The organism is Kouleothrix sp. (assembly GCF_046328425.1).
In the GTDB taxonomy this organism is placed as follows: domain Bacteria; phylum Chloroflexota; class Chloroflexia; order Chloroflexales; family Roseiflexaceae; genus Kouleothrix.
The window spans coordinates 261,790-278,004 of the sequence record NZ_JAXLWP010000004.1; the positions used below are offsets into that span (position 1 = coordinate 261,790).

15 protein-coding genes are annotated in these 16,215 nt (G+C 67.4%); 14 read left to right on the forward strand and 1 reads right to left on the reverse strand.

Translation table 11 applies throughout. The annotated features are described in order from the left end of the window. Positions 1-87 precede the first annotated feature (87 nt). From U0177_RS03870 to U0177_RS03885, 4 genes are all read left to right on the forward strand, one after another. Positions 88-1,584, forward strand: a complete 1,497-nt coding sequence (locus U0177_RS03870; RefSeq protein ID WP_409569275.1) for a SpoVR family protein — start codon at positions 88-90, stop codon at positions 1,582-1,584. Between the two features lie 178 nt (positions 1,585-1,762). Next, positions 1,763-2,257 carry a hypothetical protein gene (locus U0177_RS03875; protein ID WP_409569276.1) on the forward strand — a complete coding sequence of 165 codons (495 nt, stop codon included), beginning with the start codon at positions 1,763-1,765 and terminating at the stop codon, positions 2,255-2,257. Between the two features lie 38 nt (positions 2,258-2,295). Then, positions 2,296-3,264 (forward strand): peptide chain release factor N(5)-glutamine methyltransferase, encoded by a 969-nt coding sequence (gene prmC, locus U0177_RS03880; RefSeq protein ID WP_409569277.1) that lies wholly within the window; start codon positions 2,296-2,298, stop codon positions 3,262-3,264. 56 nt (positions 3,265-3,320) lie between these two features. Then, complete coding sequence (locus tag U0177_RS03885; protein ID WP_409569278.1) at positions 3,321-4,199, forward strand: Cof-type HAD-IIB family hydrolase; 879 nt, start codon at positions 3,321-3,323, stop codon at positions 4,197-4,199. A gap of 184 nt (positions 4,200-4,383) precedes the next feature. Here the strand turns inward: U0177_RS03885 and rpmB are convergent, their stop codons facing one another. Further along, complete coding sequence (gene rpmB / locus U0177_RS03890; RefSeq protein WP_409569279.1) at positions 4,384-4,569, reverse strand: 50S ribosomal protein L28; 186 nt, start codon at positions 4,567-4,569, stop codon at positions 4,384-4,386. Positions 4,570-4,674: 105 nt separating this feature from the next. Here rpmB and U0177_RS03895 point away from each other — a divergent pair, with 105 nt between their 5' ends. From U0177_RS03895 to U0177_RS03940, 10 genes are all read left to right on the forward strand, one after another. Continuing rightward, positions 4,675-5,043: an Asp23/Gls24 family envelope stress response protein gene (locus U0177_RS03895; protein ID WP_409569280.1), complete on the forward strand. Its 369-nt coding sequence runs from the start codon at positions 4,675-4,677 to the stop codon at positions 5,041-5,043. An 83-nt stretch (positions 5,044-5,126) separates the two neighbouring features. After that, positions 5,127-6,755 (forward strand): DAK2 domain-containing protein, encoded by a 1,629-nt coding sequence (locus tag U0177_RS03900; RefSeq protein ID WP_409569281.1) that lies wholly within the window; start codon positions 5,127-5,129, stop codon positions 6,753-6,755. 75 nt (positions 6,756-6,830) lie between these two features. Next, the gene (locus U0177_RS03905; protein WP_409569282.1) at positions 6,831-7,679 is read left to right on the forward strand and encodes a DegV family protein; all 849 of its coding nucleotides are present in this window, start codon (positions 6,831-6,833) and stop codon (positions 7,677-7,679) included. A gap of 46 nt (positions 7,680-7,725) precedes the next feature. Continuing rightward, positions 7,726-8,562, forward strand: a complete 837-nt coding sequence (locus U0177_RS03910) for a DegV family protein (protein ID WP_409569283.1) — start codon at positions 7,726-7,728, stop codon at positions 8,560-8,562. Positions 8,563-8,575: 13 nt separating this feature from the next. Further along, entirely contained in the window at positions 8,576-11,098 is a 2,523-nt protein-coding gene (recG, locus tag U0177_RS03915) for an ATP-dependent DNA helicase RecG (RefSeq protein WP_409569284.1), read from the forward strand. Positions 11,099-11,274: 176 nt separating this feature from the next. Continuing rightward, positions 11,275-12,315 carry an L-threonine 3-dehydrogenase gene (tdh, locus tag U0177_RS03920; RefSeq protein WP_409569285.1) on the forward strand — a complete coding sequence of 347 codons (1,041 nt, stop codon included), beginning with the start codon at positions 11,275-11,277 and terminating at the stop codon, positions 12,313-12,315. A 74-nt stretch (positions 12,316-12,389) separates the two neighbouring features. Further along, complete coding sequence (locus U0177_RS03925) at positions 12,390-13,574, forward strand: class I SAM-dependent rRNA methyltransferase (RefSeq protein WP_409569286.1); 1,185 nt, start codon at positions 12,390-12,392, stop codon at positions 13,572-13,574. Positions 13,575-13,637: 63 nt separating this feature from the next. Beyond that, positions 13,638-14,846 carry a bifunctional ornithine acetyltransferase/N-acetylglutamate synthase gene (locus U0177_RS03930; RefSeq protein WP_409569287.1) on the forward strand — a complete coding sequence of 403 codons (1,209 nt, stop codon included), beginning with the start codon at positions 13,638-13,640 and terminating at the stop codon, positions 14,844-14,846. 250 nt (positions 14,847-15,096) lie between these two features. Next, positions 15,097-15,834 carry an LON peptidase substrate-binding domain-containing protein gene (locus U0177_RS03935; protein ID WP_409569288.1) on the forward strand — a complete coding sequence of 246 codons (738 nt, stop codon included), beginning with the start codon at positions 15,097-15,099 and terminating at the stop codon, positions 15,832-15,834. A 67-nt stretch (positions 15,835-15,901) separates the two neighbouring features. Next, a complete protein-coding gene (locus U0177_RS03940; RefSeq protein ID WP_409569289.1) occupies positions 15,902-16,186 on the forward strand; it encodes a DUF503 domain-containing protein in 285 nt (94 codons plus the stop codon). The last annotated feature ends 29 nt before the right edge of the window (positions 16,187-16,215 follow it).

Below are 16,215 nucleotides of genomic sequence, written 5' to 3' on the forward strand. Positions count from 1 at the left end.
TAGGAAGTTTTGAGCTTAGAGCTTTGCGCTTTGAGTTAGCTCGCGCAACTTAGAACGCAAAACGCAGAGCTTAGAACGCAAAACCACATGAAAAAAACAAGCCTGCCACCCGAGCTCCAGTCCGCCTGGGAAGAGATCGAGGAGTACGCCAAGAACTACGGCCTCGATTTCTTCCCGATCATCTACGAGGTGCTCGACTACCGCACGCTCTACGAGACGGCGGCGCTCGGCGGCTTCCCGACGCGCTACCCACACTGGCGCTTCGGCATGGAGTACGACCAGCTGATCAAGGGCCACGTCTGGCTCGGTTCGACGATCTACGAGATGGTGATCAACACCAACCCATCGTATGCGTACCTGCTCGAGGGCAACGAGATGGTGACGCAAAAGATGGTGATGGCTCACGTCGCCGGCCACGTCGACTTCTTCAAAAACAATATGTGGTTCGGCCACACCAACCGCAAGATGCTCGACGAGATGGCCAACCACGCCGCGCGCATCCAGCGGATCGTCGATCGGTACGGCTACGAGCTGGCCGAAGATTTCATCGACACCTGCCTCTCGCTCGACAACCTGATCGACTACCACGCGCCGTATATCAAGCGCCCCGAGGCCCAGACGCTGCGCCCGATCGTCGACGACGACGAGCCCGATGTCGTCGAGGGCCTAAGGGTCGATCGCTCGTACATGAAGGGGTTCATCAACCCGCCCGAGTTCCTCGACCAGCAGCGCAAACGCCTCGAGGCCGAGCGCGCCAAACAGCGGCGCTTCCCCGAGAACCCGCAGAAGGACGTGCTGCTGTTCCTCATGAACTACGCGCCGCTTGAGCGCTGGCAGCACACCATCCTCGAGATCATCCGCGACGAAGCGTACTACTTCGCACCCCAGGGCATGACGAAGATATTGAACGAGGGATGGGCCTCGTTCTGGCACTCCGAGATCATGACCAAGAAGGCGCTAAAGGATGGCGAGGTGGTCGATTTCGCCGACCACCACTCGGGCGTGGTTGCGACGCAGCCCGGCCGGCTGAACCCGTATAAGCTCGGGATCGAGCTGCTGCGCGATGTCGAGGATCGCTGGAACAAGGGCAAGTTCGGCAAAGAGTACGACGAGTGCGAAGATATCGCCGAGAAGCGCAACTGGGATAAGCAGCTGGGCCTCGGCCGCCAGAAGGTGTTCGAGATCCGGCGCATGCACAACGACGTGACGTTCATCGACGCGTTTCTGACGCCCGAGTTCTGCCTCGAGCAGAAGCTGTTCTCGTTCCGCTACAACCGCGACACCGACCTGTACGAGATCGCCTCGCGCGAGTTCAAGGAGATCAAGCAGAAGCTGCTGTTCCGGCTCACCAACTTCGGCCAGCCGTTTATCTACGTCGAAGATGGCAACTACAACAATCGCGGCGAGATGTACCTGCGCCACCGCCACGAGGGCGTGGACCTGAAGATGGACTACGCCCGCGACACGCTGCGCAACCTGCAAAAGATCTGGTCGCGCCCGGTGCATATCGAGACAGTGGTGGACGATAAGAAACGCCTGATCTCGTTTGACGGCAAGGACTTCAGCGAGCGCAAGATCGACTAATTTCGCCTTCGGCAGAGCGTTAGTTGTGTGCGCTTTTCCGCGCTCCGCGCGGAAAAGCGCACACACAAGCTCGGCAAGTACCCTGCTGCTGCAGGCAAAGCAGCATGAAAGGCTGCCAACCACCTGCGAGGCGAATCAACCCGGACTGTTGAGATAGAAAGAGCATAAGGAGAAGCAGATGAGCATCGGCAAACAGCTAATCGAGCGGCTGCGCGAGCTAGGCCCAGCGGACACGCAGCCGCTGAGCGTCGCCGACGCGGGCCTGAGCGCCGAGCTGGCGTTCTTCGACCGCGACCGCTACAGCGCGACGTTGCGCGACCTGACAGTGGGCACGGGCGGCGCCGCGCCCGCCGACGCGCGGGGCTACCTTAGCGCTGCGGCTGCGGCGGCGGCGCGGCGCCTGAGCTTCCTCGAAGAGCCGCTGGCGGTGTGGGAGCTCGATGGCGGCGAGGGCATGGCCCAGCTGCGCTCGTCGCCGCCGCAGCGCGATGCCGGCGAAGTGTCGTACTGGGAAGTGACGCTGTGGGCGGCCGAGCCGCGCGCCCAGGTGGCGCGCTACCGCTGGGCGCCTGGCATGGCCGAGCGCGAGGCGCTGGCCTACCCGGCAACATTCGCGCTGCTTGGCCGCATGGCCGACGCGCTGGCCGATGCGCTGCGCGAGCCAGGCGCATAAGCCACAACAAAGCCCTCCCTGCGCGCCAAGGCGGCCCGATGGGCCGTCTTGGCGCGCACACCGAAAACCAAGCCCACTTGAACGAACCGCTCACCATCGCAGAGGCACTCGCCCGCGCCACCGACAGGCTGCGCGCCAGCAGCACTACCCCGCGCCTCGACGCCGAGCTGCTGCTGGCGCATGTGCTAGCCTGGCCGCGCGCGCGCCTGCTGGCCGAAGGGCGCGCGCCGCTTCCGAGCGGCCATGCAGGGGCTTTCGGCGCACTGATCGAGCGCCGCGCCGCGCTTGAGCCGGTGGCCTACCTGGTGGGTCACCGAGAATTCTACGGCCTCGACTTCGCCGTCGACCGCCGGGTGCTGGTGCCGCGCCCCGAGACCGAGCTGCTGGTCGAGCTGGCGCTGGCCGCCGCATCCGCTAGCCGAAAACCCAAGCGCGAGCGAGCAACTGCGCCGGTTTCCTCGCCTTTCGTCTCTGCTTCTTCGCCCTTCGTCATAGGGGACATCGGCACCGGCAGCGGGTGCATCGCCGTGGCGCTGGCCTGCCACCTGCCCGGCGCACAGCTGATCGCCGTCGACATCTCGCCCGGCGCGCTGGCGCTGGCCCGGCTGAACGCCGAGCGCCACGGCGTTGCCGGGCGAATAGCGTTTCGGCAGGGCGACCTGCTGGCGCCGCTCGATGCCCCAGTCGATCTGCTGGTGAGCAACCCGCCCTACACCGTGCTGGACGAGATCGACCCTGGCGTGCGCCGCTACGAGCCGCATCTGGCGCTCGACGGCGGGTCAGACGGACTGGATCTGTATCGCCGGCTGCTGGCCGCCGCGCCCGGCGCGCTACGCCCTGGCGGCGCGGTGCTGCTCGAGATCGGGGCGATGCAGGGCGCGGCCGTAGCCGAGCTCGCGCGTCAGGCGTTTCCGCAGGCACAGGTTGCGATTCACCGCGACCTGGCCGGCCACGACCGGGTGGTGGTAGCCGACACAAGCTACGCGCCGGCCGCGCGGTGTGTATAAGGTGGCAGCAAGCAACAGGCAGCCCAGCAGGCGGCCGGCTAATCCATGGGGGTAACGTGGCATACAAACTTCTCGCGCTCGACCTCGACGGCACGGTGCTCAGCGGCAGCCTGGCGATCTCGCCGCGGGTGCGCGCGGCGGTGGCGGCCGCACAGGCGCAAGGCGTGCACGTAACGATCGCGACGGGGCGCATGTTTGGCGCTACCGTGCCATTCGCGCAGCAGCTGGGCATCGATGGCCCGCTGATCTGCTTCCAGGGCGCGCTGATCCGCGACACGCGCGATGGCGCCGTGTGGTATCACCAGCCCACACCGGCCAGGCTGGCGGCCGAAGCGATCGAGCAGCTCATCGCGCGCGACATTTTTGTGATCGCCTATATCGACGAGCGGCTGTGGATCGCCAGGCCGCGGCCCGAGCTCGACCTGTACCTCAGCTGGCATCCCGAGCGGCCCGAAGTGGTGGTCGACCCGAACCTACCCCAGGCGATCGTCCATGCGCGGATCGCCCGGCTGCTGAGCCAGGGGGAGAATGCCGTGGCAGACGACCTGGCCGGCACCGCTGTGGCCAACCCGCCCACCAAGCTGCTGTTCGTCGCCGACTCGCCGGTGGTCGAGCGCGAGGTGGCGCGGCTGGCAGCGCACTTCGCCGGGCGGCTGGAGGTAGTGCGCTCGCATACGCTGTTCGGCGAGCTGACCGCGCCGGATGTCAACAAAGGCGCGGCGCTAGCGCAGCTCGCGGCCCGGCTGGGCATCGCTCGCGAAGAGGTGATCGCGATCGGCGACCACGAGAACGACCTGCCGATGATCGAGTGGGCCGGGCTGGGCCTGGCCATGGCCAATGGCATCCCGGCCGCCCACGCCGCCGCCGATGCCGTGGTTCCGCACGTAGCCGAGGACGGCGTGGCGTGGGCGATCGAGCGCTATATTCTGGCATAGTCGCGCGTCGAGTTTTAGGCAGCTTCTCACACCAAGGAACTCGCGCCAGCATAGCGTTCGTGCAAAATTGGGTATTGCGCCGCACGATCCCATCCGCTATAATGCCCTAGCCTTGCGGCGGCTGTACATAAAAAAAGACCGACACCCAAGGCGGGTGCCGGACTTCGTGGGGCCTTCGACGCGACTAGCGCGTTTTGCTCACGGTGCGCAGGCACTGAGTGCAGAGCTTCACCTGCACCGACACGCCGCCGTCAAGTGTGAGCGTCGTTTTCTGAATGTTCGGCCGCCACATGCGGCGGGTGTGCCGCTTCGAGAAGCTCACATTGTTGCCGAACGTCGGCTTTTTGCCGCAGAGCTGACAGGTTGCCATTGTCGAATAACCTCCTCGGCGGATGCCGAGCGTCGCAAAGCTGTTGTGAAACACTGAAGGTAGAATATACCATATGCCGGGCCGGTTGGCAAACGAGAGGGCAGGATGAGCCAGCAAGGAACGCCGCCAAACCAGCGCCAGCTACCCACCGGAACGATCGAAGTCGCGCCGCGCGCGATCGCCTCGATCGTGGCCAGCAGCGTCGGGCAGTCGTATGGCGTGGTGGGAATGGCGCCACACACATTTCGCGAGGGCGTGGCGCAGGTGCTGCACCAGCGCGACGCGCACCGCGGCGTAGATGTGCGGATCGGCGATGATTGGGTCGAGATCGATGTGTATATCATCGTAGGGTACGGCATGCGCATCGCCGAGGTCGCACGCAATGTGCAGGAAAATGTGCGCTACGCCGTCGAGCGCGCGCTAGGCATGCCGGTGGCGCGCGTGAATGTGCGCGTGCAGGGGCTGAAAAACTGATAGTTTTGAGTGTTGAGTGTTGAATAGGGCTACGCAGCTCTCAGCTCAACACGTAAAGCTCAAAATTTTGTTGGAGATATCCGGTGGAGGATTCGTCACAGGGCGCGGCACAGCGCTGGGATGGCCCGCACCTTCTGGCGGCACTGGCCGCAGCGGCGCGCTGGCTCGAGCAACACGCCGCCGAGGTCAACGCGCTGAATGTCTTCCCGGTGCCCGACGGCGACACCGGCACGAATATGTCGCTCACGCTCAGCGGCGCGATCAAAGACGTGGCGCCTGAGCCGTCGGTGGCGGCGGTGGCCGAGCGCGTGAAGTACTGGGCGATGATGCGCGGCCGCGGCAACTCGGGCATTATTCTCTCGCAGGTGCTGCGCGGCGTGGCGCAGGGCCTGGCCGGCCACGCCGACATGGGCGCGCCCGAGCTGGCCGCCGCACTGGCACAGGCAAGCGCCGCAGCCTACCGCGCCGTGCTCAAGCCGGTGGAAGGCACCATGCTCACGGTGATGCGCGAGGCCAGCGAGGCCGCCACCGCCGAGCTGGCCAACCCGCAGGCAAACCTGCTGGCGGTACTGGCGGCGGCGGCGCACGGCGCGCGCGCCTCGGTCGACCGCACGCCCACGCTGCTGAAGACCCTGCGCGACGCCGGCGTCGTCGACTCGGGCGGCGAGGGGCTGTTTCTGATCTTCGAGGGCATGCTGCGCTACGCCCGCGGCGAGACGGTTGAGTACCACTCGGCGCGGCCGGCCGCGGCCATGGCCTTCGACGACATCCACGGCCCCGATGATTTTGGCTACTGCACCAACTTCATTCTGCGCGGCAGCGCGATGCCCTACGAGCAGATCCGCAGCACGCTCGCAGCCATGGGCCAGTCGGCGGTGATCGTCGGCGACGAGCAGCTGATCAAGGTGCATATTCACCTGCTGCGCCCCGGCGACGCGCTGAACTATGCGATCGACTTTGGCGCGCTCGAGCAGATCGAGATCGCCAACATGGACGTGCAGCGCGAGCAGCTGCACCAGGCCGCCCGGCCCGGCAGCGCCGCGCCTGCGCTCGAAACTCGGGTGGGCGTGGTGGCGGTGGCGCCCGGCCCGGGCTTCGCCACGCTGTTCCGCAACCTCCACGCCGGCGCGATCGTCGGCGGCGGGCAGACCATGAACCCCAGCACCGAAGACCTGCTCGCGGCGATCGGCGAGCTGCCGCAGCGCGACGTGATCGTGCTGCCGAACAACGGCAATGTGATCATGGCCGCGCGCCAGACGGCCAGCCTCACCGACAAGCGCGTCGAAGTGCTGCCGACCAAAACGGCGCCGCAGGGCATCGCGGCGCTGCTGGGCTTCAACTACCAGGCCGACCTGGCGGCGAATGTGCGGGCGATGAGCGCGGCGGCCGGGCAGGTGCAGACGGCCGAGATCACCACCGCCGTGCGCGACGCCGCCGTCGACGGCGTGAGCGTGCGCGCCGGCCAGACAATCGGGCTGCTCGACGGCGACCTGGTGGTGGCCGGCGACGAGCGGCTGGCGGTGATCGACGACCTGCTCGAGCGCATGGAGCTGGGCGAGCGCGAGATCGTGACGGTGTACTACGGCGCCGGCGTGGCCGACGACGCGGCCGAAACGCTGGCCGAGCGCGTGCGCTCGAACTACCCCGATCTCGAGGTCGAGCTGCAGAACGGCGGCCAGCCGCTGTACGAGTATATTATCTCGGCCGAATAGCACCGCAACCGCGCGATTGCGGTACAATACATGACTTGCGGAGTATCCTCATTCTGTTGGAGGGAGGCCAGCGCCATGGCCGGCATCAAGATCGTAACCGACAGCACCGCCGATATTCCCCTCGGCCTGGCGCACGAGCTGGGGATCGAGGTTGTGCCGATGTACCTGCACGTCGGCGAGCAGACCTTTCGGGCCGGGCTCGACATCACCAACGACCAGTTCTACCAGTGGATGCAAGAGGGACGGATCAAGGCCACCACCTCGGCGCCGCCGCCGGTGGTGTTCGAGCAGCTGTACCGGCGGCTCACCCCCGAGTACGAGTATATTTTCTCGCTGCACCTCTCGGGCCGGCTCGGCTCGACGTGCCGCTCGGCGCAGCAGGCCCGCGCGCGGCTGCCGGCCTCGGCCACGCGCATCGAGGTGATCGACACCAAGCTGGCCTCGATGGGCCTGGGCCTGGTGGTGTCGCACGCGGCCCGCGCGGTGCGCGACGGCGCCAGCCCGGCCGAGATCGCCCAGCTGATCAACAACCTGATGCAGCACTGCCACGTGGTGTTCTTCGTCGATACGATCGAGTACCTCGAGCATACCGGCCGGCTCTCGCTGGCCACCGCCGTGCTCGGCTCGATGCAGCGGATCAAGCCGCTGATGCTGCTCGACGAGGGCGAGATCGTGCCGTACGAGCGCACGCGCACGCGCGCCAAGGCGATCGAGGGGCTGTACACGTTTATCGAAGACTTCCCGAAGGTGCAGGAGGTGATCGCGCTGTACGCCACCACGCCCGAGGATGTCGAGAAGCTGCTCGAGAAAGTCGACCCGATCTTCCCGCGCGACCAGGTGCAGATCATGCAGTTTGGCCCGAGCATTGGCGCGCACCTCGGCCCCGGCGCGATGGGCGTGGCGGTATTCGAAGGCATGGATTGAGCAGGCGGGCGGCGCGGGCCGCCCGCCGCCCAGCAACGAGGAGCCAGTGGTCAAAATTGTCGTAGACAGCACCGCCGACCTGCCGCGCGCGCTGTACCAGAAATATGACATCACGGTGGTGCCGGTGCTGGCGCAGTTTGGCGACCAGACGCTGCGCGACGATATCGACTTCACACGCGACGAATTTTATGCCCGGCTGGTAGCCAGCCCCGAGCCGCCCAAAACTGCGGCGCCCTCGGTGGGCATGTTCGAGTCGGCATTTCGGCCGCTGGCCGAGGCCGGCCACGAGATCCTGTCGATCAGCCTGGCCGGCGATCTGAGCGGCACCTACAACGCCGCGCGCCAGGCTGCCCAGCTGGTCGAGGGCGCGCGGATTGCCTGCGTCGACAGCTACACCGTCACTATGTCGATGGGCTTCCTGGTGCTGAAGGCCGCCGAGGCGCTGCGCGACGGCGCCACGCTCGAGCAGGCCACCGCGCTGCTGGAAGAGCTGCGCACCCGCACGGTGCTGTTCGTGGCCTTCGAGACGCTGCGCTACCTCGAGAAAGGCGGCCGGATCGGCCGCATGCGCGCGCTGCTCGGCACCATGCTCAGCGTCAAGCCGATCATGGAGGTGCGGCTCTCGGAGGTGCACCCGCTCGAGCAGGTGCGCACCTGGAAACGCGTGCCGCCGCGCATGATCGAGCTGGCCCAGCAGCGCGGCGCGTTCGACCAGCTGGCGGTGCTGTACAGCACCACGCGCGACGCGGCCGAGCAGATGGCCGATCAGTGCGCCGCAGCCGGGCTGCTGCCGCGCGGGCAGATCTTCGTCGAGCAGGCCGGCGGCGTACTCGGCACCCACGCCGGGCCGGGCGCGCTGGGGCTGGCGGGCCTACTGAAGTAATCGGCAGTTGAGCATGGACGGCAGAGAGCAGATCATTCAGCTAGGCAAGATCCTGCGGGCCGAGCAAGAGCGCGGCTGCGACGACAGCGCCGCACCCGGCGGCCTGGAGCGCTTTCTGACAAGCTGGCGGCTCGAGGCCAACGGCGCGCTGGCGCACCCGCCAGTGCAGCAGACGCTCGAGCTGCTGGCGGGCTATGGTATGTTCGACCCCACTACCCGCCGCGCGCGCATTGGCATCGCGATCGAGGCGCTGCGCGAGCTGTTCCGGCCCACTCAGAAAGCCGAGACCGGCGAGCCACGCGCGCCGCAAACCGCTGCCGCCAAGCCCCAAGCCGCAGCGCCGGCCGAAGCCAAGCCGCTGACGCTCGACACGCCGCTCGACCAGCTGGCGGGCATCGGCAAAGTTACCGCGCAGTCGTTCAAGCGCCTGGGCGTGCGCAACGTGTACGACATGCTGTACCACTTCCCGCACCGCTACGACGACTTCACCTCGCAGAAGCAGATCGCCGACCTGCAGGTGGGCTCGACCGAAACCGTGGTGGCGTCGGTCGTCGACATCCGCACCTTTGGCACACGCAGCGGCATGAGCGGCATCGAGCTGCTGGTGGGCGACCAGAGCGGCAACCTCAAGGTCGTGTTCTTCCGCCAGCCCTGGCTGGCCAAGCAGTTCAGCATCGGCGCGCGGATCGTGCTGAGCGGCAAGATCGACTCGTTTCAGGGCCTGCGCCAGATGACTGGGCCCGACTGGGAGCCGTATAGCGACGACGAGCTGATCCACACCGGCCGGCTGGTGCCGGTTCACCCGCTCACCAAAGGGCTGTACGAGCGCAACGCCCGCACGATCATCAAGCGCGTGGTCGACCGCGCGGCGCCGCTGGTGGCCGACTACCTACCCGCCAAAGTGCGCGAGCGCGCCGGGCTGCCGCCGCTGGGCGAGGCGCTGGCGCAGATCCACTTCCCGGCCGACAAGGCGCAGCTCGAGCACGCGCGGCGGCGGCTGGGCTTCGACGAGTTCCTGTTCATCCAGCTGGGCGTGCTGCAGCGCAAACTGCTGTGGCAGGGCGAGCACGGCTACGCCATGAGCTTCAACGAGCGTGTGCACGAGGAGTTTTTGTCGAAGCTGCCGTTCGACCTGACCGGCGCGCAGGTGCGGGCGCTCGAAGAGATCTTCGCCGACGTCGCGCGGCCGGTGCCGATGGCGCGCCTGCTGCAGGGCGATGTAGGCAGCGGCAAAACCGCCGTGGCGGCGGCTACGGCGCTCCAGGCGGTGGCGAATGGCTTTCAGGCCGCGATCATGGCGCCGACCGAGATCCTGGCCGAGCAGCACTACAAGGGGCTGCGCGCGCTGCTGAGCAAGGTGCGCGTGCCGCGCGCAGCCCAGGCCGAGGCCGCCCAGCCGGCCGACGCCAAGGCCCAGGCGCACCAGGCCGAGATCGACGAGCTGAAGCGCCTGCTCGACATGGTGCCCGAAGACGACCTCGACGGCGCAGGCGTGCGCGTGGCGCTGCTGACGGGCAGCCTCGGCGCGAAAGAGCGCCGCCGCGTACTCGAAGGCATCGCCAAGGGCGATGTCGACCTGATCGTCGGCACGCACGCGCTGATCACCGAGAGCGTGCAGTACGCCCAGCTTGGCCTGGTGGTGGTGGATGAGCAGCATCGCTTCGGCGTCGAGCAGCGCCAGCGGCTGAAGAACAAAGGCTTCAACCCACACATGCTGGTGATGACCGCCACGCCCATCCCGCGCACGCTGACCATGACGATCTACGGCGACCTCGACACCTCGGTGCTCGACGAGCTGCCGCCCGGCCGGCAAGACATCAAGACGCGCTGGATCACCTCGCCCGAGCGCGACAAAGCCTACAAGCACATGCGCCGCGAGATCAGCCGCGGCCGCCAGGCCTACGTGGTGTGCCCGCTGGTCGACGAGAGCGAGAAGGTCGACCTGCCCTCGGCCGAGGAGATGTACGCCAAATTGCAGGGCGAAGTGTTCCCCGACCTGCGGGTGACGCTGATCCACGGCAAGATGCTGCCGCGCGACAAAGACGAGGCCATGGTGTCGTTCCGCAACCACGAGTACGACATCCTGGTGGCCACTGCGGTGATCGAGGTGGGCATCGACGTGCCGAACGCCACCACCATGCTGATCGAGGGCGCCGACCGCTTCGGCCTGGCGCAGCTGCACCAGTTTCGCGGCCGCGTCGGGCGCGGCATCCACCAGAGCTACTGCGTGCTGGTGAGCGACAAAGACAACGAGGTGACGCGGCAGCGGCTCGAGGCCATGGAGGCCACGCGCGACGGCTTCAAGCTGGCCGAGATCGACCTGCAGCTGCGCGGCCCCGGCGAGTTCTTCGGCACGCGCCAGAGCGGCACGCCCGACCTGAAGGTGGCCCAGCTGGCCGACACGCGCCTGCTGCACGCCGCAAACCTCGAAGCTCAGAAGATCCTGGCCGAAGACCCGCGGCTCGAAAAGCCCGAGCACGCGCTGCTCAGGGCCAAGGTCGAGGCGTTCTGGGCCGACGCGGCCAAGGCGGGCTAGCTTCCCGTTGATCTCTTTTTATGCGATGGCCCGCCTGGCTTCGCCAGGCGGGCCATCGCATAAAGAATTGAAAAAGAGAACCGCTCTGCCGGCGTTTGCGCAAGCGTCCGATCATGCCGTATGATCTGCGGCAGCGACGCGACGCTGCGGCGATAGATACACAAAGCGAGGACGCGATGACGACCATGCCTGCGCTGGTGAAGAAACTACCCGAGCAGGGCCTCTGGCTCGAGCAGGTGCCGGTGCCCGAGGTCGGCCCGAACGACGTGCGCATCAGGGTGCTGCGCACCTCGATCTGCGGCACCGACCTGCATATCTACAATTGGGACGCATGGGCGCAGAAGACGATCAAGACGCCCATGACGATCGGCCACGAGTACGTAGGCGTGATCGACGCGGTTGGCGCCAATGTGGCCGACCACCGGCCGGGCGAGCTGGTGGTGGGCGAGGGCCATATTGTGTGCGGCGGCTGCCGTAACTGCCTGGCCGGCCGGCGGCACCTGTGCCCAAACACGCAGGGCGTAGGCGTGAACCGCAACGGCGCGTTCGCCCAGTTCATCACCATCCCGGTGGCGAATGTCTGGCACTGCGACCCCAGCATCCCGCTCGAGATCCTCTCGTGCTTCGACCCGTTCGGCAACGCCGTGCACACCGCGCTGTCGTTCAACCTGGTTGGCGAAGACGTGCTGATCACCGGCGCCGGGCCGATTGGCGCCATGGCCACGGCCGTGGCCAAGCACGTTGGCGCGCGCTACGTGGTGGTGACCGACGTGAACCCCGACCGGCTGGCGCTGGCCGCGCGCATGGGCGCGACGCTGACGATCAACGTGAACGAGCGCACGCTCGGCGACGCCATGGCCGAGCTGGGCATGAAAGAAGGCTTCGACGTGGGCCTCGAGATGTCGGGCAGCCCAGCGGCGCTGAACGATATGCTTGGCAGCATGTGCCACGGCGGCAAGATCGCCATGCTCGGTATTATGCCAGGCCCGGCGGCAATCGACTGGAATACCGTGGTGTTCAACGGCCTGACGCTCAAGGGCATCTACGGCCGCGAGATGTTCGAGACCTGGTATAAGATGACCGCGATGGTGCAGTCGGGGCTCGACATCGCGCCGGTGATCTCGCACCGCATGCCCTACAGCGAGTACGAGACCGCCTTCGAGCTGATGCGCTCGGGCAAGGCCGGCAAGATTGTGCTCGACTGGGAGCACCTGTGAGCGCCGATGTGTCTTGACCGTGCCCTAGCGCTGTGTTACAGTTAGCGCCGTGCGGCCTCAGTGTGCAGAGAGCTATGGCGACAATCACGCTCAACCCAGGCAAAGAACGTCCGGTGCAGCAGCGCCACCCCTGGATCTTCTCGGGGGCGATCGCGCGCGTGCAGGGCTATGTCGGCCGCGGCGACGCGGTGGAAGTGTGCGCTGCGAGCGGCGAGTGGCTTGCGCGCGGCACCTGGAGCAGCGGCTCGCAGATCCGCGCGCGCCTGTTCAGCTGGGACGCCGACGAGCCGATCGACGAGGCGCTGCTGCGGCGCCGCCTGGCGCGCGCGATCGCCGCGCGCGAGTGGCTCGGCTACACCGGCGACGACATCGCCTGCCGGCTGGTGTTCGCCGAGTCGGATGGCCTGCCCGGCCTGATCGTCGACCGCTATGGCGCCTACCTGGTGGTGCAGCTGCTGACGCAGGGCATGGCCGCGCGCGCCGACATGGTGGCGGGGCTGCTGGCCGAGCTGGCGCGCCCGCGCGGCATCTACGAGCGCTCGGACGCCGAGGTGCGCGAGAAAGAGGGCCTGCCGCCCGGCGAGGGCCTGCTGTGGGGCGAGGCGCCGCCCGAGCAGATCCGCGCGCGCCAGCCCGGCGGCCTGGCAATGCTGGCCGACCTGCGCGCCGGGCAGAAAACCGGCGCGTACCTCGACCAGGCGCACAACCGCCTGCGCGTTGCCAGCTACTGCGCCGGCCGCGAAGTGCTCGACTGCTTCTGCTACAGCGGCGGCTTCGCGATCGCGGCCGCGCGCGCCGGCGCGGCGCACGTGCTGGCGGCCGACAGCAGCGCGCCCGCGCTTGAGATGCTGCGCGCCAACTTGGCCGCGAACGAGCAGGCCGGCGTCGAGCCGGTCGAGGCCGACGTGTTCAAGCTGCTGCGCCAGTACCGCCACGAGGGCCGCCAGTTCGACGTAGTGATCCTCGACCCACCCAAGTTCGCCCATGCCCAGGCCCAGCTCGAGCGGGCCACCCGCGGCTACAAAGACATCAACCTGATCGCCATGCAGCTGCTGCGGCCCGGCGGCGTGCTGGCCACCTTCTCGTGCTCGGGGCTGGTATCGGCCGACCTGTTCCAGAAGGTGGTGTTCGGCGCCGCGCTCGACGCCCGCCGCGACGTGCAGATCGTCGAGCGGCTGACGCAAGCGCCCGACCACCCGGTGCTGCTGAGCTTCCCGGAAGGCGAGTACCTCAAGGGGCTGGTCTGCCGCGTCGCGTAATCCCCAGGGCTTGCGCGGTCGGCGTGTTTCTGCCTGCGGAAGAGTGCGCCTTTTGCAATTCTTATGAGCTACAACATCCTCGAAGACGGGCACGTCTCCAGCCCAAGCGGCTTCCGCGCAACAGGCGTCGCGGGGGGGCTGAAGGAGGTGCGCGCGCGCGACCTGGCGCTGGTCTACTCGCGGCACCCTTGCCGCGTGGCCGCCAGCTTCACCAGCAACGCCATTCTGGCCGCGCCGGTGTTTTTCAACCAGGCCATCCTGGCGCGCAACCGCGAGCAGATCCGCGCGGTGCTGATCAACGCCGGGCAGGCCAACGCCGGCACCGGCCAGCAGGGGCTGGCCGACGCGGTGGAGTGCGCCAAGATCACCGCCGACGAGCTTGAGATCGCGCGCGACAGCGTGCTGCTGATGTCGACCGGCCAGATCGGCGTGCCGCTGCCCATGCACCGCATGAAAGACGCGGTGCGCCGGGCCGTCTCCGAGCTCGACAGCGGCGGCGGCCGGCGCGCGGCAATGGCGATTCTCACCACCGACACACGCCCGAAAGATCGCGCGCTGGTGGTGTCGCTGCGCGAGGGCCGCAGCGTGGCGATCGGCGGGATGGCTAAGGCCGGCCGCCTGGCCCACCCGCGCATGGCTACCACGCTGGCGCTGCTCACCAGCGATGTGGCGATCGACACGCGCCTGCTGGCGCGCTCGCTCGAGCAGAGCGTGGCGCTGTCGTTCGGGCGCACCGTGCTCGAGGGCGACCCAAGCCCGAACGACGGGATTCTGCTGCTGGCGAACGGCGCCGCCGCCAATGAGCCGATCGTCGACGCCGGCTCGTGGGAGTATGGCGCCTGGCAGGAGGCGCTCGACGCGATCTGCGCCGACCTGGCCCAGCAGGTGCTGCGCGACGCGGCCGGCGCCGGCAAGATCGTCCAGGTGCACGTGCGCGGCGCGGCGAGCGAGGCCAGCGCCCGCCAGGTGGCTCAGGCGGTGGCGCGCTCGTCGGCGGTGCGCTGGGCCTGCGCCCAGGCGCTGCCTGATTGGGGCGGCATCCTGGTGGCGGTAGGTGCTAGCGGCGCCGAGCTGCGGCCCGATCTGCTCGAGCTGCGGCTCGGCCCGGTGGCGGTGATGCTCGAGGGCATGCCGGCGCGCTTTGAGCCAGCCACGGCTGTGCAGGCGCTGTCGGCGCCGGAGGTCGAGCTGACGGTGGATCTGCACATGGGGCTGCACGCCGCATCGGTGTGGGCGTGCACCGGCCCGGCCGACTCGTTTTTGGCCCTATAATACGCTGTTCGCTTGATCACGTAGAGATTGTGTTGCACTCCGTGGCTTCGCCACGGGTGCAACACCAAGAGCCTGTTTGAAAAGGGGTGCGCGAGGGGTTATGCCCCTCGCACTTCCCTTCTGGCAGGTGGCGGCCACGTTCGTGGCCGCCACCTGCCAGAACGAGTGATATTTGGAGGACTTCGTCCCTCCAAACCACCCTTTTCAAACAGCTTCATTGAGTATAAGCTCCCCAGAGACAGAAGAGCGTATGATCATCAAGCTGCCAATCTTCCCGCTGAACAGCGTGCTGTTTCCGGGCGCGCCGATCCAGCTGCATATCTTCGAAGAGCGCTACCGGCTGATGATCGGCCGCTGCATCGAGCAGCGCAGCCCGTTTGGCGTGGCGCTGATCCGCGCCGGCAGCGAGGTAAACCCCGACGACCCGTGGTTCCGCCAGCAGGTCGAGGCGTCGGGCGGCGGCGACGCCGAGCTGAACCAGCTGCGCCGCCAGCTCGGCGGCGAGGCGCAGCCCTACCCGATCGGCACGACCGCGCAGATCAATACCGCCGAGAGCGTGCGGCTCGACGATGGGCGCTACTACCTGATCGCAGTTGGGCAGCGCCGCTTCCGCATTCAGTACCTGGTGCAGCGCCAGCCCTACTATATCGCCTCGGTAGCGTACCTGCCCGAAGAAAGCGCGGCCGTCGACGGCGCGGCTGCCACGCAGCTACGCGAGCTGTACGGGCGCTACTGGGCTGCGGTGGGCGCGCTCACCGGCACGCCCGCGCCGCGCGAGGCCCTGCCCGAAAACAGCGCCGAGCTGACCTACTGGCTGGCGCATCGCCTGCAGGTCGATAACCAGCAGAAGCAGCGCTGGCTCGAGGCCGATGTGGGCACGCGGCTGCGCGAGATGAGCGCGGCCATTCGCAACGAGCTGGCAATGCTGCCGGGCATCGAGCCGGGCGAAAACGAGCGCGGCTGGAGCGGCCCCGGCACCTGGAACTAGCCAGACCTGAGCGCCGCCAGCGTTTGACGCTCTTCGTCCTGCGTGCGGCGGCACCAAGCGCACAGATATGATTATTGGCGCCTGTACGATTATTCTGCATCTCCCCGGCGTATTCTCGCTGAAAGAAAAGCGCAGCATCGTCAAATCGGTGCTGGCGCGCCTGCGCAACGAGTTCAACGTCTCGGCCGCCGAGGTCGACGCGCAAGACGCGCATACCCGCGCCGTCCTGGGCGTCGCCTGCGTCTCGGGATCGTCGGAGTATGCGCGCGGCCAGCTCGAGGCGGTGGTGCGCTGGATCGAGGAAAACCGGCCCGACGCGCCGGTGATCGACTATGCGATCGAGCTTCTTTAGCTGACGAAAGACGAAAGATCAAGGCAAAA